Origin of the sequence: Pseudooceanicola endophyticus, from assembly GCF_018760365.1 — a bacterium.
Classification (GTDB): Bacteria; Pseudomonadota; Alphaproteobacteria; order Rhodobacterales; family Rhodobacteraceae; genus Pseudooceanicola; species Pseudooceanicola endophyticus.
The window spans coordinates 82,890-104,046 of sequence record NZ_JAHIAB010000015.1; the positions used below are offsets into that span (position 1 = coordinate 82,890).

Here is a 21,157-nt window from a genome sequence, read left to right on the forward strand (position 1 = left end):
AGACGCCCAGACCGGAGTTCCCATGCGCCGCAACAATTTACTTGACCGTCCCGCCCGAATGTTCATGGCCGCCGCCGCGCTGGCCTGCGGGATCGCCGGCCCGGCGCTGGCGCAGGAAACCCCCGATATCCAGGATTCGCCGGTCGCCCGGGTCTTTGCCGGCAAGTGGATGCAGAGCAAGGATCCCGGCCAGCACGGGCTGCTGATGTACCTGACCACCCCGCGCGCCCGGGCGGGCGAATATTTCTCGGTGGTCTGCGAGGCCGGCGCGCCGGCGGTGAAGCTGGGCTTCGGAAAACGCCAGCGCGGCAAGGAGATCGACTTCGACGTCGATGGCCGCAAGGCGGCCTTCGCGCTTGATGCCACCGGCACCACCAAGGACACCCAGATCGCCAAGTCCAAGATCTACAGCTACCGGGTGGTCTTCCCCTCTTCCGCCGCGCGCGACGGTTTCCTGCAAAGCCTGCGTGCCGGTCACAAGCTGATCGTCGCCGGGCAGGATCACCCGATCGACCTGCGCGGCGCCGCCGAGGCCCTGCAGGAACAGGCCGGCTACTGCCACTGAGCCCTCAGGCGCGGGCGTCCTTCGGGGATCCCATGACCACGAAGGTCGTCAGCGCCGAGACATGGGGCAGCGTGCCCAGCACCTCAGTGTGGAAGCGTTTGTAGGCGGCCAGGTCCGAGACCTCGATCCGCAGCAGGTATTCCCGCGCGCCGGTGATGTTGTGGCACTCGCGCACCTCCGGCGCGCTGACCATGCGGCGTTCGAAGGCCTCCAGCGTGGCCTTCGAATGCACCGCCAGGCCAACGCTGACATAGGCGACGAAGCCCACCCCCATCGCCTGGGGATCCAGCACCGCACGATAGCCTGTGATCACACCGCCGCGCTCCAGCTCCTGGACCCGGCGCAGGCAGGCCGAGGGCGACAGGCCGACGCGCTCGGCCAGCTCCTGGTTGGAGATCCGGCCATCGGTTTCCAGAACCTGCAATATCCTGCGGTTCATCTCGTCCATCTTGGTCATGGATTGTCCAAAAACGTCTCTGCCACCCCACTTTGCAACTTAATGGCGCATGAATGGGCATAGGATTGCAAGGCACTTTCAATCTCCCGGGGGTCCCATGCTTTCACTTCAGTTCCTGTCCGCCCTGCTGCTGTTCTGCGTGGTGGGCTCGGTCACGCCGGGGCCGAACAACCTGATGGTCATGGCCTCGGGGATGAACTTCGGCTACCGGCGCAGCTTCGGACACATGCTGGGGGTGGCGGTGGGCTTTGCCGCCATGGTGGTTCTGGTGGGCCTGGGGCTGATGCGGGTGTTCGAGCTGTTCCCGGTGCTGCGACAGGCGCTGCTGGTGGCCTGCGTGGTCTACCTGCTGTGGCTGGCCTGGAAGATCGCCAATGCCGCCCCGCCCAGCACCGCCGAGACCGAGGTCAGCCACCCGATGAGCTTTCTTCAGGCGGCAAGCTTCCAATGGGTCAATCCCAAGGGCTGGACCATGGCGCTGAGCACGATCACCCTGTTCGCCCCCGACCGCAGCCTGGGCCAGGTGGCGCTGATCGGGCTGATCTATGCGCTGATCACCCTGCCCTGCCTCAGCCTGTGGGTGCTGGCCGGTCAGACCATGCGCCAGCTTCTGGACCGGCCCTGGATGCTGCGGGCGTTCAACTGGACGATGGCGGTGCTGCTGGTCGCTTCGCTCTACCCGGTCCTGCGGGCCTGAGGCCGGCAGGGGCCCGGCCTCTCGGAGCTTCACCAATTCGGCATCGGGACGCCTTCGGGGCGCCCCGGGTTTCTGCGTAGTTGCATCCGGCGATGAGCGCCGTCATATACGCGCTAACCGAAGTGGGAGTCCCTGATGACCAATTACCTCGATTTCGAACGTCCCCTTGCCGAGATTGAAGGCAAGGCCGAGGAACTGCGTGCCATGGCGCGGCAGAACGAGGAGATGGATATCGAGGCCGAGGCCGCCGCGCTCGACAAGAAGGCGGCGGACATGCTGGTCGACCTCTATGCCAAGCTGACGCCCTGGCGCAAATGCCAGGTGGCCCGTCACCCCGAGCGGCCGCATTGCCGCGATTACATCAACGCGCTGTTCACCGAGTTCACGCCGCTGGCCGGCGACCGCAATTTCGCCGAGGACCTGGCGATCATGGGCGGCCTGGCGCGTCTGGGCGACCGTCCCGTCGTGGTGATCGGCCACGAGAAGGGCAACGACACCAAGTCGCGCCTGGAGCGCAACTTTGGCATGGCGCGTCCCGAGGGCTATCGCAAGGCGATCCGTCTGATGGATCTGGCCGACCGGTTCAACCTGCCCGTCGTGTCGCTGGTCGACACCGCCGGCGCCTATCCGGGCAAGGGCGCGGAAGAGCGCGGCCAGTCGGAAGCCATCGCGCGTTCGACCGAGAAATGCCTGCAGCTGGGCGTGCCGATGGTCTCGGTGATCATCGGCGAAGGGGGCTCGGGCGGGGCGGTTGCGATTGCGGCTGCGAACCGCGTCGCGATGCTGGAGCATTCGGTCTATTCGGTGATCTCGCCGGAAGGCTGCGCCTCGATCCTGTGGAAGAACGCCGAGAAGATGCGCGAGGCGGCGGAAGCCATGCGCCTGACCGCGCAGGACCTGCAATCGCTGGGCGTGATCGACCGGATCATCGCCGAGCCGCTGGGCGGCGCGCACCGCGCCCCCTCGGATGCGATCAAGGCCGTGGGCAGCGCCCTGGAAGCCGTTCTGGCCGACCTGTCGAAGCTGGACCGCAAGGCGCTGATTGCCGACCGCCGGAAGAAATTCCTGGAGATGGGCTCCAGGGGACTGGCGGCGTAAGGGGGCGCTGCCCCCAATCGGCCTGCGGCCGATTTCCCCCGAGGTATTTGGGACAAGAAAATGGGAAGGCGGCGCGCCATCTGGTCGGCCGCCTTCCTTGCGTCAGGCCACGGCGGCGGTGACGATGACCTCGACCTTGTAGTCGGGGGTCGCAAGCTTGGCTTCGCCGGTGGCGCGGGCGGGCGCATTAGCGCTGTCGACCCAGGCGTCCCAGACGGCGTTCATCTCGGCGAAATCGGCCATGTCGGCGAGCCAGATGGTGGTGGACAGCAGATGCGCCTTGTCCGAGCCCGCCTCGGCGAGCAGGCGGTCGACCTCGGCCAGGGCGGCCTTGGTCTGCTCGGTCACGGTGGCGCCTTCGCCGACCTGGCCGGCCAGATAGGCGATGCCGTTGTAGACCACGGCCTGGCTCATGCGGGCGCCCGCTTCGATGCGCTTGATGCTCATGTCTCGTTCCTTTGATGCAGAGACGGCCCTGGTCCCCGGGCCACGGGTCTTCACGGCCTGAGGCGCCGCGCGGCCCGTGGTACTGGGCGAGGCGGGCAAGGGAAAGCCCCGGCGACATCGGAAAGCGGAAGAGACTGGTGACCCCGACAGGATTCGAACCTGTAACCTGCCCCTTAGGAGGGGGCTGCTCTATCCAGTTGAGCCACGGGGCCAGCCGAACCCGTCTTACCCCGGCTCTCCCGGCTTGTCATCGGCAGATTCCGCCCGGGGTCGGTCCAATGCAAGGTAGTTTTCGCAGCGTCATCCCGGTGGAAGCGGCGGCGATTAAGTCGCCCTTAAAGCGCGGCTGTCATTCCTCCGAATGTTCAGGCCCCGAAGGAGGGAAACGATGCGTGATCAAAAGGTGGCCCAGGTGGCCCCCGGAAGGAAGACCTCCCCTTTCGCGGTCTTCGGCAACCTGCGCCTGGCGGTGAAGCTGCCGCTGATCATCACGATCGTCAGCCTGATCATGGCCGGAACCCTGACCTATTCGGCCTATAATGATGCCAGCGCGATCATGCGCCAGGAAATCCGGGAAAAGATGCAGGGCGTGCTGAACGTCCGCTCGGACCAGCTGAAGGAGCTGCTTGACCAGTCCGAGCGGCTGCTGGATGCCCAGGCCGCCAATCCCACCGTGCTATCTGCCCTCAACAGTTTCATGCTGGCCTGGATCGCCGAAGGGGATCAGGCGCAGCAGGCCTTGCGCAAGACCTATATCGACGACAACCCCAATCCGGCCGGGCAGCGCGACCAGCTGGTGGTCCTCGACACCCCGTCGCAATACGACCGCATGCACGAGAAGTACCATCCCTACCTGACCAAGCTGATCCGCACCCGGGGTTTCGGCGATGTCTACCTGGTAACCCCTTCTGGAGACGTAATCTATTCCAGCGCCAAGGCCGGAGATTTCGCCACCAACGTGCTCACCGGCCCCGCCGCCCAGAGCGGCCTTGGCGCCATCGTTTCCCGCGCCCTGCAGCTGCCGGCGGGCGAAGTGGCGATCCGCGACTTCGAGGCCTATGCCCCGACCGACAACAAGCCCGCCGCCTTTATCGCGACGCCCCTGATCAATCGCGACGGCTCGTCCATGGGGGTGCTGGCCTTCCGCATCGCCCCGGTCATGATCGACCGTATCATGGCCAATTCCGACGGCCTCGGGCGCAGCGGGCAGGCCTTTCTGCTGGGCGCCGACAAACGGATGCGCAGCGATTCCCGCTTTCCCGACGGGCCGCACATGCTGGACAGCGTCCCCGCGCAGGAGATCGTCGGCGCCGAGGGGCAGGACGACCGCTTTGCGGAGGTCACCGGCATCGGCGGCAAGCCAGTCCTGAGCATGAACGTGGCGGTCAGCTACCAGGAGCTCGACTGGTTCGTCGTGGTCGAACAGGACAGCCGGGAAATCCTGGCGCCGATCACCGGCCTGCGCCAGTCCCTGATCCTCCAGGCCGCGGTGCTGACCCTGGTGATCGCCGTGCTGGGCGTGCTGATCGGCCAGTCCGTCTCTCGGCCCTTCGTGCGCATCGGCCAGGCCATCCGGCGCGTCGCCGAGGGCGACCTGACGTCCGAGATCCCGATGACCGAACGGCGCGAGGATGTCGGCAATCTGGCCCGCAACCTCGAGAACCTGCGCGGCAAGCTGGCTTCGGCCGCCGAGATGACCCACCTGCAGGAGGCCAAGGCCCAGCAACAGCGCGAGGTGGTCGAACATCTGACCTCGGCGATCTCGGAACTGTCGCGGGGCAACCTGACCGCCGCCATCCGGACCCGCTTCGCCAGCGAATACGAGGCACTGCGCGAAGGGTTCAACGGGGCGCTGCGGCAGCTGAACGAGACGATCTCGCAGCTGCTGGCCTCGGCGCAGGAAATCGACCGCAGCGCCCGGGACGTGGAAAATGCCTCCAACGATCTGTCGCAGCGCGCCATCGAACAGGCCGCCAGCCTGGAGGAAACCGCCGCCGCGATCACCGAGCTCTCGGCCTCGGTGAAATCCACCGCCGATTCCGCCGGCGAGGCCGACCAGATCATGCAGCGCGCCAAGGACAGCGCGCAGCGCAACGGAGAGGTGGTTTCCCAGGCGATCGTCGCCATGGACAAGATCTCTCATTCCTCCAAGAAGATCTCGCAGGTGACCTCGGTGATCGAGGACCTGGCCTTCCAGACCAACCTCCTGGCGCTCAATGCCGGGGTGGAGGCAGCCCGGGCGGGCGAAGCCGGGCGCGGTTTTGCCGTTGTCGCCTCCGAGGTGCGGGCCCTGGCGCAACGCAGCTCGGAGGCCGCCAAGGAGATCAATGCGCTGATCCAGGAATCCGCCGAGAACGTCACCGGCGGGGTCGATCTGGTGGACCGCGCCGGGAAATCCTTCGACGGGCTGATCGGCGAATTCGACAAGGTCTCGGCCTCGGTCTCTTCCATTGCCACCGCTGCGCGCGAGCAATCGGTGGGCCTCCAGGAGATCAACACCGCCGTCGACCAGCTGGACGGGGTGACCCAGAAGAACGCTGCCGTCGCCTCCTCTGTGCATGGTACCGGCAAGCTGATGGTGAACGAGGCCGCGAAGCTCAGCGACATTTCCAAGAGCTTCCAGGTCGAGGGCGGCCCTGCCCGTCGCACGCCGGACCGCAGCGCGGCGCCGGCCGCCACCCCGGCCCGGGCCGTCGCCGGTGCCGGCGCAGCCCCGCAGGGCGGCGGCGATGATGACTGGGCCGAGTTCTGAGCCGGGCCTGGCCCACTTCCCTTTCTGACCTGTCCGCAAGCACAGGGCGGCGACTGCGTGAATGGGCGCAGTATCGGCCTCCACCGCCGGGCTCCTGACCCGCAAGCGGGCGGCCCCATGGGAAGGCCGCTTGCAGAGCAGGGGGCCACCGGGATACGATCCTGTCAAAACAACAGGATGTGCCCCCGTGAACAAGCCGCCCAGCCGCCCCCTGACCCTCCGCGATGTATCGGAAGCCTCCGGCGTCTCCGAAATGACGGTCAGCCGGGTGCTGCGCAACCGCGGCGACGTCTCAGAGGCGACCCGTCAGAAGGTCCTGCAGGCCGCCAAGCGCATGGGCTACGTGCCCAACAAGATCGCCGGCGCCCTGGCCAGCCAACGGGTCAACCTGGTGGCCGTCATCATCCCCTCGATGTCGAACATGGTCTTTCCCGAGGTGATGACCGGGATTTCCCGGGTGCTGGAAACCTCTCCGCTGCAACCGGTGGTCGGGATCACCGACTACCAGCCGGAGAAGGAGGAAAAGGTCCTCTACGAGATGCTGTCCTGGCGGCCCTCGGGGATCATCATTGCCGGCCTCGAACATTCGGATGCCTCGCGCGCCATGCTGCAGGCCTCCGGCATCCCGGTGGTCGAGATCATGGATACCGACGGGGAGCCGATCGATTCCGCCGTCGGCATCTCGCATCGCCGCGCCGGGCGCGAAATGGCCAAGGCGATCATGCGGGCGGGCTATCGCAACATCGGCTTTCTGGGCACCCGGCTGGGCCTCGACCACCGCGCCCGCAAGCGCTTCGAGGGTTTCACCCAGGCGCTGGCCCGCAACGGGCTGGAGATCGCCGACAGCGAGTTCTACACCAAGGGATCGGCCCTGGGCAAAGGGCGGGAGCTGACGCAGGCCATCCTGGCGCGCCGCCCCGATCTGGATTGTCTGTATTATTCCAACGACATCGTCGGTGCCGGAGGGCTGCTCTGGGCGATGGAACAGGGCTATGACATCCCCGGCCACCTTGGCCTTGCGGGCTTCAACGATGTCGAGCTGCTGAAGGGCCTGCCCCGCCGTCTGGCCACGATGGACAGCTGCCGGGACGAGATCGGCCGCCGCGCTGCCGAAATCATCCTGGAGCGGGTGGAAAACGCCGAGGCCCCCTCGCACGGGAAGGTCGAACTGACGCCGAAGATCGACTTCGGCGATACGCTGCGGATGAATTGATCCATGGCCCGCGCCCGGCTGGACAATGCCCGGGCGCGCCGCCTGTTCCTGCACCGCCATCTGCTGGCCGAGGCCCCCTCGGGGCCCGGCAAGGGCGCCGACCTGCTGGACCTGGTCACCCGGCTGGGCTTCGTGCAGGTCGATTCGGTCAACACCCTGGCCCGCGCCCATGACATGATCCTTTACGCGCGCCGCCCCGCCTACCGGCCCGGCAACCTCGACCCGCTGCTGGCGCGCGACCGCAGCCTTTTCGAACACTGGACCCATGACGCTTCGGTCATCCCGACCGCCTTCCTGCCACACTGGCAGCTGCGCTTTGCCCGCGACGCCGAGGCCCTGCGCGCCCGCTGGCCCCGCTGGCAGGGAGAGGCCTTTCTGGCCGAGCTGACCCGGGTCCTTGAGCATGTGCGGGCCCATGGCGCGGTCTCTTCGGCGGATCTGAAGGGCGAGGCAGCGCAGAAATCCACCGGCTGGTGGGACTGGCATCCCTCCAAGGCGGCGCTGGAATACCTTTGGCGCAGCGGCGCGCTGGCCATCTGCCACCGCCAGGGGTTCCGCAAGTTCTACGACCTGGCCGAGCGCGTCACCGGCCCCGCCACACCCCCTGACCCGCAGGCCAGCCTGGACTGGCTGAACCGCAACGCGCTGGACCGGCTGGGCTTTGCCACCAGCGGAGAGCTTGCCGCCTTCTGGGACATCGCGACCCCGGCCGAGGCCCGCGACTGGTGCGCCCGGGAACGGGCCGCAGGCCGGTTGGAAGAGATCGAGATCCTGGATACGCAGGACCGCCCCCGCCGCGTCTTCGCCCGCCCCGGCACTCTGGAAGAGGCCGCCGCCCTGCCCCCCGCCCCGCCGCGGCTGCGCGTGCTCAACCCCTTCGACCCGGCGCTGCGCGACCGCGCCCGGGCCGAGCGACTGTTCGGCTTCCGCTACCGGATCGAGATCTTCGTGCCCGCCCCGCAGCGCAGCTATGGCTATTACGTCTTCCCGCTGCTGGAGGGCGAAACCATGGTGGGACGCATCGACATGAAGGCGGATCGCGCGACGGGGCGGCTGCAGGTCACGCGGCTTTGGCCGGAACGCGGCATCGCCTTCGGCAAGGGGCGCATCGCCCGGCTGGAGGCCGAACTGGGGCGCGTGACGCGTTTTGCCGGCCTTGAGGGGATCGACTGGGCGCCGGGCTGGCTGGCAGAGGCGAAATAGACGGCCCCGCCCTGCCCGCCGTCAGCAGGCCTGCACCGCCCGGCCCGTCAGCACCTTCACCAGATGCGCGCGGTAGGCACCGGAGCCGTGCAGATCGCTGATCATGCCCTCGGCCGGCACCGACAGGCCCTCCAGCGCCTCGGGGCGGAAACTGTCCGACAGGGCCGCCTCGGCCTCGGACCAGCGAAAGACGCCATCCTCGGACGCCCCGGTGACGGCGACGCGCACGCCTTCGGCAAATTTCGCCACGACGACCCCGGTCAGGGCGAAGCGCGAGGCGGGCTGTTCGAACTTCAGGTAATGCGCCGCCTCGGGGATCGGGAACTTGACTGCCGTGATGATCTCTCCCTCCTCGAGGTCGGTGGTGAACATCCCCTGGAAGAAGCTGTCCGCTGCGATCTCGCGCCGGTCGGTGACGATCACCGCCCCCGAGGCCAGCACCGCCGCCGGATAGCAGGCGGCGGGATCGTTGTTGGCCAGGCTGCCGCCGATGGTGCCGCGATTGCGCACCGCCGGATCGCCGATCCCCCCCGCCAGCGCCGCCAGCGCCGGATAGACCGCCGCCGCCTCGCGGGCCACCACCGCATGGGCCGTGGCGCCGCCGATGGTCACGCCGCCCTCGCCCGGGCAGACCCCCTTCAGCGCGTCGATGCCCAGCAGGCTGACCAGCCGCGACGGCGCGTTCAGCCGCTGCTTCATCGCCGGGATCAGGGTCTGGCCGCCGGAAAGCGGCAGCGCATCCTCCTCGGCCAGGGCGGCCAGGGCCTCGTCCACCGTGGCGGGCTTGACGAAATCGAAGTTGTACATCGGGCTTCTCCCTCAGCTGTTCATCGCCGCCCAGACCCGGGCGGGCGACAGCGGCATGTCGATATGGGCAACGGGTTTTCCGGCCCGCTCCAGCGCGTCGATCACGGCATTGACCACCGCCGGCGGAGAGCCGATGGCCCCGGCCTCTCCGCAGCCCTTCACCCCCAGCGGGTTGTGCGTACAGGGCGTCTGGCAGGAATGGTCCACCGCGATGTTCGGCACGTCCGAGGCCCGCGGCATGGCGTAATCCATGTAGCTGGCCGACAGCAGCTGGCCGTCCGCATCGTAGCGGCAATGTTCCAGCAGCGCCTGGCCGATGCCCTGGCCGATCCCGCCCTGCACCTGCCCCTCGACGATCATCGGGTTGATGATATTGCCGAAATCATCGGCGGCGGTGAAGGAACAGACCTCGACCTTGCCGGTGCCGGGATCGACCTCCACCTCGCAGATGTAGCAGCCCGAGGGGTAGGTGAAGTTCGCCGGATCGTAGAAGGCGGTTTCCTCCAGCCCCGGTTCGATCTGATCCAGAGGGTAGTTGTGGGGCACGTAGGCGGCCAGGGTCACATCGCCCCAGGCCAGCGACTTGTCGGTGCCCGCGACGGTGAAGCGGCCCTCCTTCAACTCGATATCCTCGTCCGAGGCTTCCAGCATGTGGCCGGCGATCTTCTTCGCCTTGGCGATGATCTTTTCCGTCGCCCGCACCATGGCCGACCCGCCCACCGCGATGGAGCGCGACCCGTAGGTGCCCATGCCCATCGGCGTGTTGGCCGTGTCGCCATGGACGATCTCGACCTGCGAGGCATCGATGCCGATCATGTCGGCGACCACCTGCGGGAAGGAGGTCTCGTGCCCCTGGCCATGGGAATGCGAGCCGGTCATCACCACGATGCCGCCGGTGGCGTTCACGCGCACCGTGGCGGATTCGTACAGCCCGGCGCGGGCGCCCAGCTGGCCCACCAGGTTCGAGGGGGCGATGCCGCAGGCCTCGATGTAATGCGACAGGCCGATGCCGCGCAGCTTGCCCCGGGCCCGGCTGGCCTCGGCCCGGGCGGCAAAGCCCGCGTAATCGGCCAGCCCCAGACAGGTGTCCAGCGTCGCCTCGTAATCGCCGGTGTCGTATTCGACGGCCACCGGGGTCGCGTAGGGGAACTGGTCCTTGCGGATGAAATTCTGCCGCCGCAGCTCTGCCGGATCGACGCCCAGTTCCCGCGCCGCCTTGTCGACCACGCGTTCCAGCTGAAAGGTCGCCTCGGGGCGGCCCGCGCCGCGATAAGCGTCAACGGGGACCGTGTTGGTGAAGACCGCGCGCACGTTGGTATAGATCAGCGGCGTGCGGTAGTTTCCGGCCAGCAGCGTGCCGTGCAGCCAGGTCGGCACCGAGGGCGCGAAGGTCGACAGGTAAGCGCCCATGTTGGCATAGGTCAGGCAGCGCAGCGCAGTGAAGTTGTTGTCGGCATCCAGCGCCAGCTCGACCTTGGTGACATGATCGCGGCCATGGGCATCGCTGATGAAGGCCTCGGAGCGGGTCGAAGTCCATTTGACCGGCTGCTTCAGTTCCTTGGCGGCGAAGGTGACGAAGGCCTCCTCGGCGTAATGGAAGATCTTGGTGCCGAAACCGCCGCCGACATCGGGGGCGACGACGCGCAGCTTGTGTTCGGGGATGCCCAGCACGAAGGCGCCCATCAGCAGCCGGATCACATGCGGGTTCTGCGACGTCGTGTAGAGGGTCGAGCTGTCGTCATGGAAGGCATAGTCGCCAAGCGCCACCCGGGGCTCCATCGGGTTGGCCACCAGGCGGTTGTTGACCAGCTCCAGCGTGGTGACATGGGCGGCCTCGGCGATGGCCTGATCGACGGCCTCGCGGTTGTCCTCGACGAAGCCCCAGCTGTAGCAGAGGTTCGAGCTCAGGTCGTCATGCACCTTCACGGCACCGGCCTCGCAGGCGGCCTTCATGTCGATGACGGCGGGCAGGTCCTCCAGGTCCAGCGCGATCGCCTCGGCGGCATCGCGGGCCTGTTCCAGCGTCTCGGCCACCACGGCGGCGACGATTTCGCCGACATGGCGGATCTTGCCCTCGGCCAGGACCGGGTGCTTGGGCTCCTGCATCGGCTGGCCCTCGCGGTCGGTGACCTGCCAGCCGCAGGGCAGCCCGCCCACCCCGGCGAAATCGGCGGCGGTGAAGATCCGGATCACCCCGGGCATCCCGGCAGCCATGGCCGTGTCGATGCCGTTGATCCTTGCATGGGCCACATCGGCGCGCAGGAAATGCACATGCGCCTGGTGGGGCAGGTTGATATCGTCCGTGTACCGGCCGCGGCCGGTCAGGAAACGGATGTCCTCGCGCCGCTTGGTGCTGGCGCCAATCCCGTCCTTGGGCATTCTTTCCTCCCTGAAACTGCTTGCCGCGAGATCCGGCGCCCGCCTCCCAACGGGTTCCGGCGCGGCGGGCGCCTATTCGGCAGCCACGGCGACCGCCTGGCCCGAAGCCGCGAGGATCGCCTTGACGATGTTGTGGTAGCCGGTGCAGCGGCAGAGGTTTCCCTCCAGATGGGCGCGCACCTCGGCCTCGCTCGGCCTGGGATTGTCCTTCAGCAGCGCTGCCGCCGCCATCACCATGCCCGGGGTGCAGAAGCCGCATTGCAGCCCGTGGTGATCCTGGAAGGCCTGCTGGATGACCGAAAGGCTGCCGTCGGCATTGGCCATCCCCTCGATCGTGGTGACCTCGGCGCCCTCGGCCTCGGCGGCGAACATGGTGCAGCTTTTCACCTGCCGCCCGTCCACATGCACGGTGCAGGCCCCGCATTGCGAGGTGTCGCAGCCGACATGGGTGCCGGTCAGACCCTGGATGTCGCGCAGGAACTGGACAAGCAGCGTGCGCCCCTCCACCTCTCCGGAACAGGGGCGTCCGTTCACCGTCATGGTGATCTTCATGGTGTCTCCTCCCTTGGCCTTCCGGTCCCGGGGACCGGACGCTGCGTCAAGGCTAGGCCCTGCATCCGCCCCCCCGCCATACGACCAAAGTCCAGAGCCTGCGACCAAGGGCCAATGTCCGCAGGCCCGGCAGGGGCGTAGCATCGAAGGCTCTGGCGGCGCCCCCCCCGGCCCCGCTATCATGGCTTCACCCATCAGGACGGAGGACCCCATGGCGGACAGACAGATGCGCTCGGCCCTTGTGGTGGATGATCACCCGCTGTTCTGCGACGCCCTGGCGATCACCCTGGGCAGCGTCGCCGGGATCAGCCGCATCCGCACCGCCGCCACCCTGGAAGAGGCCCTTGAAGAGATCCGCCGCAGCGGCGCCCCCGACGTGGTGGTGCTGGATCTGAACCTGCCGGACGTGCGCGGCCTCGACGGGCTGATCCGGATGCAGGGAGCCGCCCGGGTGCCGGTGGTCGTCGTCTCTTCCATGGCCGAGGACCGCGTGGTGGCCGCCGCCATGAAGGCCGGTGCCGCCGGCTACATCCCCAAGCACAGCCAGCGCGAGGTCTTCCGCACCGCCTTCGAGACCCTGCGCCGGGGCGAGACCTACCTGCCCGAGGGCTTCCTGCCCGCCGAGGAGGAGGACGAGGACGAAATCAGCCGCGACGAGGCGCTGGCGCGCATTGCCATGCTGACCGGCCAGCAGGCCCGCATCCTTGGCCTGATCACCGAGGGCAAGCTGAACAAGCAGATCGCCTATGAACTCTCCATCGCCGAAACCACGGTGAAGGCCCACATGACGGCGATCATGCGCAAGCTCGGCGTGCAAAGCCGCACCCAGGCGGCGCTTCTGGCCAGCCGCGCCAGCTTCTCGAATGTCTTGCAACAGGACGGCCAAGACGCCAGATTTCCCTGACGGCCCTTGGGAGGGGGCCCCGGGGAGGAGAGCCGGATGACCGACATGACCGTCTCCCGGGCCGCGACGGCGGCGCGGATCGTGCGCAGCGCCTCGGTAGAGGTGACCACCCCCGGGGCGGCGCGGGTGCTGGCGGAACGGCTGGGCCCGGACCTTGAGGCGGTGATCCTGTTCGCCGCGCCCGCCTGCGACCTCGATGCGCTGTTCCGCGGCGCCGAGGCGCATATGGGCGGTGCCCGGCTGATCGGCTGCTCGACCGCCGGAGAGATCGACGAGACCGGCTATGCCGAGGGGCGGATCCTGGCCATCGGCCTGCCGCGCTCGCATTTCCGGACCCGGGCGGTGCCGCTGGCCTCGCCCGCCGAGCTGCCGCCCGAACAGCTGATGCGCGACATGCTTGAGACCCGCAACGCCCTGGCACGGGAGGCCCCCGACTGGCGCCACGAATTCGCCTTCCTGCTGATCGACGGGCTGTCGCAGCAGGAAGACCGCATGGCCGCCGCGGTCGCGGCCACGCTGGGCTCGGTGCCGCTGTTCGGCGGCTCGGCGGGCGACATGGAACGGTTCGGCAGCACCCGGGTCTTTGCTGGCGGCGCGGCCAGCCCCGGCGGCGCGGCACTGCTGCTGGTGCGCAGCGCCTGCCCGGTCCGGGTCTTCAAGAGCGACCATTTCCAGCCCACCGAGCGGCGCATGGTGATCACCGGCACCGATCCGGAGCGGCGCCGCGTCACCTCGATCAACGGGGCGCCGGCAGCCGAGGAGCTGGCCCGGATCATCGGCATCGCCCCCGCCGCCCTGGACCGCCGCTTTCTGGCCGCCCATCCCCTGGTGGTGCGCATCGCCGGCGAACACCATGTCCGCTCGATCAGCCATGTCGGCGCCGCCGGAGAGCTGCATTTCTTCTCGGCCATCGGCACCGGCCTGGTGCTGAGCCTGGCGGCCAGCACCGACATGGCCGGGCACCTGCGCAGCGTGCTGGACGGGCTGGCCGAGCCGCGCGCGCCGGATTTCATCCTTGGCTGCGACTGCCTGCTGCGCCGCCTTGAGGCCCGCGAAAAGCAGCAATCCGCCACCCTGTCGGCGCTGATGCGCAGCCACCGCCTGCAGGGGTTCTCGACCTACGGAGAGCAGCTGGGCGCCATGCATGTGAACCAGACCCTGACCGGGGTCGCCATCTATCCGCCCGCAGACCCTGCCGGAGAGGCCCCATGAGCGCCCGCGACCTGTTGAACCCCGCCGATCCGCCGCAGGCCCAGGTCGACAAGCTGCTGAGCATCGCCGAGGCGCTGATGTACCGCGTCGAACAGGTCAACGCGCCCTCCGGCACCGCCTTCGCGCAGTTCCAGCGCGCCGCCCTTCTGGAACAGGAGGTCCGCGCCCGCACCGCCGAGCTGGAGCGCGCGCTGGACCTGCTGAACCAGTCGAATGCCCGGCTGGCGGCGGCCAGCCACGAGGCCGATCAGGCGCGCACCAACCTCACCAACGCGATCGAGACCGTTCAGGAAGGCTTTGCGCTGTTCTCTCCCGACGAGGCGCTTGTGCTGTTCAATTCGCGCTTTGCGCTTTCGATGCCCGATGTCCAGGTCCGGCTGGCGCCGGGGCTCAGCTTTGCCGATTACGTGGCCATGGTCTCGGACAGCCGGCACCTGATGCTGCCCTCGGGCGAGACCCGGGAGGGCTGGCGCGCCGCGCGCATGGCCCGCCACGGCGACCGGCACGGCATGTTCAACGTCCGCCTGCGCGGCAACCGCTGGCTTCAGGTCAGCGAACACCGCACCCCCGAGGGCGGCATCGTCATCCTGCAGACCGATGTCACCGACATCATGCGGGTCGAACGGCGCGAACGCGCGAGGATGCTGGACGACCAGGCCCGGCTGATCCGCGCCACGCTCGACCATCTCGACCAGGGCGTCTGCATCTTCAACCGGGAGGCCCGGCTGGTGGGCTGGAACGCCCGGCTGGCCGACCTGCTGTCCTACCCGATGCGCAATTTCCACATCGGCATCGACGCCGAGGCGCTGATCTCCTGGATCTCGGGGCAGTTCCGCTTTCTGGGCAACACCCAGGCGGGGCGGCTGCGGGCCTGGACCGCCCAGGGCCACGGGCGCCCGCCGCTCTCCTTCGAGATCGCCCAGGGTGACAGCCGCACCCTGTCGGTCTCGGCACAGGAGATGCCGGACCGCGGCTTCGTCATCTCGGTCACCGATGTCACCGCCGAGCGCGCCGCCTCGCGGGCGCTGAGCGCGGTGAACGAGATGCTGGAGGCCCGCGTCGCCGAGCGCACCGAGGAGCTGGAGGCAGCCCTGGCCGAGGCCGAGCGCGCCAATGCTTCCAAGACCCGCTTCGTGGCGGCGGCCAGCCATGACCTGCTGCAGCCGCTCTCTGCCGCCAAGCTGTTCCTGGCCGCCGCCGCGGACAACGGGGCCAGCACCGAAAGCGCGCCGGTGCTGGGCAAGGCGCAGCGGGCGCTGGAAAGCGTGGAACACATGCTGGGCGCGCTGCTCGACATTTCGCGGCTGGAATCGGGGCGCGCCGAGGTCCATGTGGGGTCGGTCGCGGTGGACCGGCTGATGCGCCAGCTGGCCGACGAGATGCTGCCCCAGGCCCAGGCCAAGGGGCTGGAACTGACGCTCTGCCCGTCCTGTGCCGTGGTGGCCAGCGATGCCACCTACCTGCGGCGGATCCTGCAGAACCTGCTGTCGAACGCGATCCGCTACACGCCCCGGGGGCGGGTGCTGCTGGGCGCGCGGCGGCGCGGGCGCTTCCTGCGGATCGAGGTGCACGACACCGGCCCCGGCATCCCCGAGAACCGCCGCAAGGACATCTTCCGCGAATTCGAGCGGCTGGAGGCGCCGGTCAGCCCGACCGATGGCATGGGGCTGGGCCTGGCCATCGTGGAACGCGCCTGCACCCTGCTGGGGCACGCGCTGACCCTGCATTCCCGTCCCGGAGAGGGCACCTGCTTTGCCGTCAGCGTGCCGGTGATCCGCTACGCGCGGCGCGGCTAGCCGGGGGGCGCCGGCCCCGACCGGCCCGGTGGCTCTGCCCGGGGGGCCGCACGCTCTGCCCTGCCCGCCGCGGATGGCGGAAAACGCAGCACCCGGGCCGGGCCGCGCCGGGCGGGCGGCGCCTGCGGCACCGGCAACAGCGCAAACAGCAGCCTGCGCATCCGGGTCTCCCAGGGCAGCGGCGCGAAATGCCGCTGCCAGGCCTGACGGATCTCGGCCTGGCGGCGCGGCGCCTCGCGGCAGAACCCTTCGGCCAGGGCAAGCAGGCGCAGGGCGTCCTCTGCGGGGTCCTCCCGGGGGGACAGGGCGCAGGCATGGGGGTGAACGTCCAGGATATCGCGGGTGCCGGGCAGATCGGCCAGCGCCAGCGGCAGCCCGGCCTCGAACGCCTCCAGCGCGGCGATCGGCATCCCCTCGTAGCGCGAGGTCAGCAGGAAGGCATCGGCCCGGGCCATTTCCTCTCCGAGCGCGCCCAGCGCCCCGAGGAAATCGACCCGCCGCACCGCCGCCGGGCCCAGCAGGCGACGGGCCAGGTGCCGCACCGGCGGGCTGTCGGTCCCCTCGCCGCAGAGGCTGAGCCGGTAGTGCCCCGGCAGGGCGGCGAAGATCCGGAAGGCCCGGGCCAGGTTCTTCTGCCAGCCGGGACGGGCCACCACCAGGATGCGCCGTCGTTCGGGCCGGTCCTTGAACCGTGGTGCCGCCCCCAGGGTCGAGCAGTTGGGCAGCACCAGGCAGCGGTGGCGGGCGCAGATCCCGGGCCCGACGGCCCGGGCATGGGCCTGTCGCGCCCCCTCGCTCAGGAAGATCAGCGTCTGGGCGGGCCCCCGCGCCAGGGCATGGCGTTCGAAGCGCAGCGACAGTGCCGACCACAACCGGCGATGCCCCGGCCCGAAGGGCAGGCCATGATAGGTTACCGCGATCTCGATCCCCGGCAGCCGGCCACGCAGCAGCAACAGCCTCAGCAGGATCACCGCCATCCGGGCATGGGCCCAGACCAGTGCCGGACGTTCGCGCAGGATCAGCCGCTCCAGCGCGCGCAGCGCCGTCAGGTGCCACAGCAGCGCCCCGCCCGTGGCCAGCCCGCGCAGCTGCAAGTGCCGCACCGGACCCCGGCGCAGAAAGCCGTAGCCGCCGCGATCAACATCGCTCACCACGATGAAGCGCACCAGCCCGCGCCCGGCCTCGACCAGGTGGCCCAGGTGCCGGGGGACCCCGGAATAGCCACCGTCTCCGCCCAGCAGCATCACCTTCAGCGGTTCGGCGGGAAAGGGATCAGACCAGGCCAAGCAGCGCCCCTCCCCAGAAGCCCAGGCGCCCCTGCCGGGTCTGCCGGAACAGGCCGAGCTTGCGGAACGTTCCCAGACGGCGCAGCCCCGGCGCACGCCGGGCCGCGGCGAAAGCCTCCAGCGTGGTGCGGTTTTCCGGGGTCAGGGCCGCGCGGCAGGCCAGCAGCGCCGTCAGCTGGGCGTCGATCCGGCGGGCATAGCGCCCGCGCAGCACCGCGCGCTTGCGGGCCAGCCAGCCACGCAGCCCCCGGGAACAGCCGATCGCATTGCCCCCATGCAGCCGGTACAGCACCGCCGGCACCGGATCGTAGAGGCACAGCGCCCCCGCCCCGGTCAGCAGCTGGTAGAGGAACCAGTCATGGGCATAGATCCCCGCGGCCTGCGGCGCGACCTGCCGCACCAGGCGGGCGGCGGCCGGGTTCAGCACCAGCGTATTGCCGAAGGCCACGTTCTCCAGCAGGGCGTTCTCGAAACAAGGGGGCCGGGCGGGATGCGCGGAGGGCCAGTACAGCCCGCCGGAGACATCCCAGTTCACCCGTCGGGCATGGACGAAGGCCGGCACATGGCCCGGCACCCGGCTCAGCAGCGCCTGGGCTCGGGCCAGCTTGCCCGGCAGCCAGATATCGTCCTGATCGGCCAGCGCCACCGGCCCCGGCACCTCCGGCAGATCGGCCAGCAGAGCCAGGAAATGCGCCGCCGCCCCCTGCCCCGGTCCCGCTCCGATCTGCACCTGTCCCTGGGGCCAGCGCGCGGCAAAGCGCCGGAGCAGCCCCGGCGATCCATCTTCGGAACCGTCATCGGACAACCGCAGCCGCCAGCCCGCGCGCAGCGGTTCCGTCAGGCTGCCCAGCTGTGCCGGCAGGTAGCGCGCGCCGTTCTTGACGGCCATCAGGATCAGCATCATGCCTCCGCAGCGGATTGCAGGTCTGGCCGCAGCCTTGCACCCGGGCCGTTAAGGAGCCGTGTCCGCCCACCCGATTTCGCCCCCACTGCCCTCCCCAGACCGGTTAACCCGGTATTCAGCATGACCCGCGTAACGCTGGAGACGGGCCGGATCTCCGGCGCGACGGCACCGGTACAGCGGATCACGGGCGGACCATGGCACGACGGCACCTCAGCTTGCGACATTTCCGGCGGCTGCTGCAGCTTCTGCGGCAGGAGGGGCCGCGCCAGACCGGGCGGCGGGTGCGGCTGTGGTGGCAGGCCACCGGCGGCGGGGCGCGGCCCTCGATCCTGCCGGAGCAGACTGGCGCCCCGGCAGCGACCGACCTGCAAAGCTTCTGGACCGACCTGGCCGAACGGCATGCCTTCCGCATTCCCAGCCCGCCGCTGCAGAACCGCCGCCGCAAGGTCGCCCTGATCGGAGACCTCAACCTGCCGCAATGCCGCAAGTACCGGGTCGAGCAGCTCTCGGAACTGATGCGCCTTTCGGGGGCCGACTACACATTTTCGCATTACGAGGACGTGCCGCGCTGCATGGACATCCTGCAGGATGCCAGCCACGTGATGCTCTACCGGCTCAGCACCCATCCCCTTGTGACGCAATACCTGTACGAGGCCCGGCGGCTGCGGCTGCCGGTGCTCTACGACATCGACGACCCGCTGTTCTCGGTGCCGGCCTATGCGGGCTATGCCAACATGGCGGCCCTGCCGCCCGGGATGCGCGATCATTTCCTGGCACAGGCGCCGCGCTACGCCGAGGTGATGAATGTCGCCGATGCGATCAGCGTCTCGACCCCGGCGCTGCAGGCGCATCTGCGCGAATTCACCCAGAGGCCGGTCTTCCTGCGCCGCAACTTCGCCGACCTCCAGACGCTGGAGGCCCGCCCGGCACCGCCGCCCGCAGGCGGCGGGCTGCGGCTGTGCTTTGCCAGCGGATCGCATGGCCACGAGGCCGATTTCGAGTTGATCGCCGGGCCGGTGCAGCGGCTGCTGGCCCGTGATCCGGCGCACCGGCTGGTGATCCTGGGCCATTTCGACGCCAGCCGCCTGCCCGCCCCCCTGCGCCCGCGGATCGAACCGCATCCCTTCACCGGCTATGCCGCCTATCTGCGCCAGCTGGCCGGCTGCCATGTTGCGCTGATGCCGTTGCAGGATGACCTTTTCAACCGCTGCAAGAGCGCGGTACGGGTGATCGACGCCGCCTCGGTCGGGGTGGCCAGCTTCGTCTCGCCGGTCTCGGACATGGCCGCGATGGTCGAGGACGGCGGCACCGGGCGGGTGCTGGCGGCCCCGCAGGACTGGGACGGCGCGCTGGAGGCGGCGGCCCGCGACCGGGGCGCCACCGCCCGCATGGGCACCGCGGCCCGCCGCGTGCTGGAGGCCGACTGGACGGCCCGTCTGGGCGCGCCGGTGGCCGATCCCGGCCTGCTGCGGTGGCTGGCAGCATGAGCGCGCCGCTGCCCCGCCCCCCTGAGGGAGCGCCGCATGTGCTGGTCGGCAATGTCTTCTTCGCCCCCAACAGCTACGGCGGCGCCACCATCGTCGCCGAGGAGGTCGCCCGCGCCCTGCAGGCCCGCCACGGCTGGCAGGTCAGCGCCGTGTCCGCGATCAGCCGCCGCGACCTGCCGGATTACGCCCTGCGCCGGGCCCAGAGCGGGGCGATCGCCAGCTATCTGATCAATCTGCCGGAACGGCGCGACGCCGTGCAGATGTACGACAATCCCCGGGTCGGAGAGATCCTGGCCCGGCTGATCCGCAGCCTTGCCCCGGACCTTTTGCACCTGCACTGCCTCCAGGAGCTGGGCGTTGCCCCGCTGGAGGCCGCGCGGGCGGCGGGCCTGCCCACCGTGCTGTCCGTGCATGACTTCTGGTGGATCTGCGAACGCCAGTTCATGATCCGCCCCGACGGGCGCTACTGTGCCCAGGACCCGGTGCGGATCGAGGCCTGCCAGCGCTGCGGCCCCGACCTGGGGCCGATGCGGCACCGGCAGGACCGGCTGCGGGCGGCGGCCTCGGCGGCAGCGCTGATGACCTTCCCCTCCGATTTCGCCCGCACCCTGTGCCTGGCCTCCGGGCTGGTCCCGCCCCGGGCCGAAGTCTGGCGCAACGGCATCACCCTGCCCGGTCCGGGGTTCTTCGCCCGCCAGGCCCGGCGCCGCGCCGAGGATCCCCGGCTGGTCTTCGGCTTCTGCGGCGGCCCGTCCGAGCTGAAGGGCTGGCCGCTGATCCGCAGCGCCTTCGCCGGGCTCAACCGGCGGGATTTCCGGGTGGTTCTGGCCGATGGCGCCCTGCGGGACAGCTGGTGGCGCGGCATCGACCTGCGCGCCCTGCCCGGCGACTGGCGGGTCCACCCGCGCTACAGCCAGGCCGGGATGGACGAGTTCTGGTCCGGGATCGACGTGCTGCTGTTCCCCTCGCAATGGAAGGAAACCTTCGGTCTGACCCTGCGGGAGGCGCTGGCCCGGGGCATCCGGGTGATCCAGACCGACAGTGGCGGCACCATGGAGCACAGCGGGCCCGACCGGGACCGCGCCCTGCCGCTGGGCGCCCCCGCCAGCGCCCTGCAACAGGAGATCCTTTTCGCCCTGCGCCGCCCCGACCGACTGGCCCCGCCGGTGCCGGTAGACAGCTTCGCCGATCAGGCCGACCGGTTCGTCGCCCTGACCGCCCCGCTGCTGGAGGCCCGGCCGCATCCGGCCCGACCGCTGCGGCTGCTGCCCTGAACTCCCTGGCCCCGCAGGCCCGGAAGGGGTGGGGCGCGCCGCCCGCAGAGGCGCCCGGGGCAGGACGTGCCGAAGCGGGCCGACCCTCCGGGCCAGGCCCCCCAAGGCGCGCGCCCTTGGCGAG

Annotated in this window: 18 protein-coding genes and 1 tRNA gene; 11 read left to right on the forward strand and 8 right to left on the reverse strand. The window is 69.5% G+C overall.

What is annotated here, in order from left to right; translation table 11 throughout:
* Positions 1–22: 22 nt before the first annotated feature.
* Positions 23–565, forward strand: coding sequence for a hypothetical protein (locus KM176_RS21340; RefSeq protein WP_160896542.1), 543 nt, complete (start codon positions 23–25; stop codon positions 563–565).
* A 4-nt stretch (positions 566–569) separates the two neighbouring features.
* On the opposite strand, the gene KM176_RS21345 is transcribed toward KM176_RS21340, so the two are convergent.
* Entirely contained in the window at positions 570–1,022 is a 453-nt protein-coding gene (locus KM176_RS21345; RefSeq protein WP_160896541.1) for an Lrp/AsnC family transcriptional regulator, read from the reverse strand.
* A gap of 97 nt (positions 1,023–1,119) precedes the next feature.
* Here KM176_RS21345 and KM176_RS21350 point away from each other — a divergent pair, with 97 nt between their 5' ends.
* Positions 1,120–1,719, forward strand: a complete 600-nt coding sequence (locus KM176_RS21350; protein WP_160896540.1) for a LysE family translocator — start codon at positions 1,120–1,122, stop codon at positions 1,717–1,719.
* 135 nt (positions 1,720–1,854) lie between these two features.
* Positions 1,855–2,817, forward strand: a complete 963-nt coding sequence (locus KM176_RS21355; protein ID WP_160896539.1) for an acetyl-CoA carboxylase carboxyltransferase subunit alpha — start codon at positions 1,855–1,857, stop codon at positions 2,815–2,817.
* Positions 2,818–2,919: 102 nt separating this feature from the next.
* Here KM176_RS21355 and KM176_RS21360 read toward each other — a convergent pair whose 3' ends face one another.
* A complete protein-coding gene (locus tag KM176_RS21360) occupies positions 2,920–3,264 on the reverse strand; it encodes a RidA family protein (RefSeq protein WP_160896538.1) in 345 nt (114 codons plus the stop codon).
* Positions 3,265–3,399: 135 nt separating this feature from the next.
* Positions 3,400–3,476 (reverse strand) — tRNA-Arg (locus KM176_RS21365).
* Between the two features lie 176 nt (positions 3,477–3,652).
* On the opposite strand from KM176_RS21365, the gene KM176_RS21370 reads away from it, so the two are divergent.
* The 3 genes from KM176_RS21370 (at position 3,653) to KM176_RS21380 (ending at position 8,432) form a co-directional block, all read left to right on the forward strand.
* Entirely contained in the window at positions 3,653–6,016 is a 2,364-nt protein-coding gene (locus KM176_RS21370; protein WP_160896537.1) for a methyl-accepting chemotaxis protein, read from the forward strand.
* A 187-nt stretch (positions 6,017–6,203) separates the two neighbouring features.
* Complete coding sequence (locus KM176_RS21375; protein WP_311136189.1) at positions 6,204–7,229, forward strand: LacI family DNA-binding transcriptional regulator; 1,026 nt, start codon at positions 6,204–6,206, stop codon at positions 7,227–7,229.
* 3 nt (positions 7,230–7,232) lie between these two features.
* The gene (locus KM176_RS21380; protein ID WP_160896535.1) at positions 7,233–8,432 is read left to right on the forward strand and encodes a winged helix-turn-helix domain-containing protein; all 1,200 of its coding nucleotides are present in this window, start codon (positions 7,233–7,235) and stop codon (positions 8,430–8,432) included.
* Positions 8,433–8,453: 21 nt separating this feature from the next.
* Here the strand turns inward: KM176_RS21380 and KM176_RS21385 are convergent, their stop codons facing one another.
* The 3 genes from KM176_RS21385 to KM176_RS21395 all read right to left on the reverse strand — a co-directional run bounded on the left by KM176_RS21385 (position 8,454) and on the right by KM176_RS21395 (position 12,170).
* Positions 8,454–9,239 carry an FAD binding domain-containing protein gene (locus KM176_RS21385; protein ID WP_160896534.1) on the reverse strand — a complete coding sequence of 262 codons (786 nt, stop codon included), beginning with the start codon at positions 9,237–9,239 and terminating at the stop codon, positions 8,454–8,456.
* A 12-nt stretch (positions 9,240–9,251) separates the two neighbouring features.
* On the reverse strand, positions 9,252–11,618 hold the full coding sequence (locus KM176_RS21390; protein ID WP_160896533.1) for a xanthine dehydrogenase family protein molybdopterin-binding subunit: 2,367 nt from the start codon (positions 11,616–11,618) through the stop codon (positions 9,252–9,254).
* Between the two features lie 72 nt (positions 11,619–11,690).
* Entirely contained in the window at positions 11,691–12,170 is a 480-nt protein-coding gene (locus KM176_RS21395) for a (2Fe-2S)-binding protein (protein WP_160896532.1), read from the reverse strand.
* Positions 12,171–12,381: 211 nt separating this feature from the next.
* Here KM176_RS21395 and KM176_RS21400 point away from each other — a divergent pair, with 211 nt between their 5' ends.
* The 3 genes from KM176_RS21400 to KM176_RS21410 are packed head-to-tail and all read left to right on the forward strand — an operon-like array spanning position 12,382 to position 16,082.
* Complete coding sequence (locus KM176_RS21400; protein WP_160896531.1) at positions 12,382–13,074, forward strand: response regulator transcription factor; 693 nt, start codon at positions 12,382–12,384, stop codon at positions 13,072–13,074.
* A 36-nt stretch (positions 13,075–13,110) separates the two neighbouring features.
* Positions 13,111–14,286, forward strand: a complete 1,176-nt coding sequence (locus tag KM176_RS21405; protein WP_160896530.1) for an FIST N-terminal domain-containing protein — start codon at positions 13,111–13,113, stop codon at positions 14,284–14,286.
* Entirely contained in the window at positions 14,283–16,082 is a 1,800-nt protein-coding gene (locus KM176_RS21410; RefSeq protein ID WP_160896529.1) for a sensor histidine kinase, read from the forward strand. Before KM176_RS21405 ends, KM176_RS21410 begins: the two co-directional genes overlap by 4 nt.
* On the opposite strand, the gene KM176_RS21415 is transcribed toward KM176_RS21410, so the two are convergent.
* Both KM176_RS21415 and KM176_RS21420 read right to left on the reverse strand, forming a co-directional pair.
* Positions 16,079–17,368 (reverse strand): glycosyltransferase family 4 protein, encoded by a 1,290-nt coding sequence (locus KM176_RS21415; RefSeq protein WP_160896528.1) that lies wholly within the window; start codon positions 17,366–17,368, stop codon positions 16,079–16,081. The two genes, KM176_RS21410 and KM176_RS21415, sit on opposite strands and share 4 nt — an antisense overlap.
* Positions 17,355–18,272: a glycosyltransferase family protein gene (locus KM176_RS21420; protein ID WP_160896527.1), complete on the reverse strand. Its 918-nt coding sequence runs from the start codon at positions 18,270–18,272 to the stop codon at positions 17,355–17,357. The genes KM176_RS21415 and KM176_RS21420 overlap by 14 nt, the downstream gene beginning before the upstream one ends.
* Before the next feature lie 194 nt (positions 18,273–18,466).
* Between KM176_RS21420 and KM176_RS21425 the strand changes: the two genes are divergently transcribed.
* Complete coding sequence (locus KM176_RS21425; RefSeq protein ID WP_160896526.1) at positions 18,467–19,759, forward strand: glycosyltransferase family protein; 1,293 nt, start codon at positions 18,467–18,469, stop codon at positions 19,757–19,759.
* Positions 19,756–21,033, forward strand: coding sequence for a glycosyltransferase (locus KM176_RS21430; RefSeq protein ID WP_160896525.1), 1,278 nt, complete (start codon positions 19,756–19,758; stop codon positions 21,031–21,033). The genes KM176_RS21425 and KM176_RS21430 overlap by 4 nt, the downstream gene beginning before the upstream one ends.
* The last annotated feature ends 124 nt before the right edge of the window (positions 21,034–21,157 follow it).

Excerpts from the sequence above, each read along its gene's own strand:
- KM176_RS21340 (WP_160896542.1), top strand. The coding sequence starts at position 23 with ATGCGCCGCAACAATTTACTTGACCGTCCCGCCCGAATGTTCATGGCC.
- KM176_RS21345 (WP_160896541.1), bottom strand. The coding sequence starts at position 1,022 with ATGACCAAGATGGACGAGATGAACCGCAGGATATTGCAGGTTCTGGAA.
- KM176_RS21350 (WP_160896540.1), top strand. The coding sequence starts at position 1,120 with ATGCTTTCACTTCAGTTCCTGTCCGCCCTGCTGCTGTTCTGCGTGGTG.
- KM176_RS21355 (WP_160896539.1), top strand. The coding sequence starts at position 1,855 with ATGACCAATTACCTCGATTTCGAACGTCCCCTTGCCGAGATTGAAGGC.
- KM176_RS21360 (WP_160896538.1), bottom strand. The coding sequence starts at position 3,264 with ATGAGCATCAAGCGCATCGAAGCGGGCGCCCGCATGAGCCAGGCCGTG.
- KM176_RS21370 (WP_160896537.1), top strand. The coding sequence starts at position 3,653 with ATGCGTGATCAAAAGGTGGCCCAGGTGGCCCCCGGAAGGAAGACCTCC.
- KM176_RS21380 (WP_160896535.1), top strand. The coding sequence starts at position 7,233 with ATGGCCCGCGCCCGGCTGGACAATGCCCGGGCGCGCCGCCTGTTCCTG.
- KM176_RS21385 (WP_160896534.1), bottom strand. The coding sequence starts at position 9,239 with ATGTACAACTTCGATTTCGTCAAGCCCGCCACGGTGGACGAGGCCCTG.
- KM176_RS21390 (WP_160896533.1), bottom strand. The coding sequence starts at position 11,618 with ATGCCCAAGGACGGGATTGGCGCCAGCACCAAGCGGCGCGAGGACATC.
- KM176_RS21395 (WP_160896532.1), bottom strand. The coding sequence starts at position 12,170 with ATGAAGATCACCATGACGGTGAACGGACGCCCCTGTTCCGGAGAGGTG.
- KM176_RS21400 (WP_160896531.1), top strand. The coding sequence starts at position 12,382 with ATGGCGGACAGACAGATGCGCTCGGCCCTTGTGGTGGATGATCACCCG.
- KM176_RS21405 (WP_160896530.1), top strand. The coding sequence starts at position 13,111 with ATGACCGACATGACCGTCTCCCGGGCCGCGACGGCGGCGCGGATCGTG.
- KM176_RS21410 (WP_160896529.1), top strand. The coding sequence starts at position 14,283 with ATGAGCGCCCGCGACCTGTTGAACCCCGCCGATCCGCCGCAGGCCCAG.
- KM176_RS21420 (WP_160896527.1), bottom strand. The coding sequence starts at position 18,272 with ATGATGCTGATCCTGATGGCCGTCAAGAACGGCGCGCGCTACCTGCCG.
- KM176_RS21425 (WP_160896526.1), top strand. The coding sequence starts at position 18,467 with ATGGCACGACGGCACCTCAGCTTGCGACATTTCCGGCGGCTGCTGCAG.
- KM176_RS21430 (WP_160896525.1), top strand. The coding sequence starts at position 19,756 with ATGAGCGCGCCGCTGCCCCGCCCCCCTGAGGGAGCGCCGCATGTGCTG.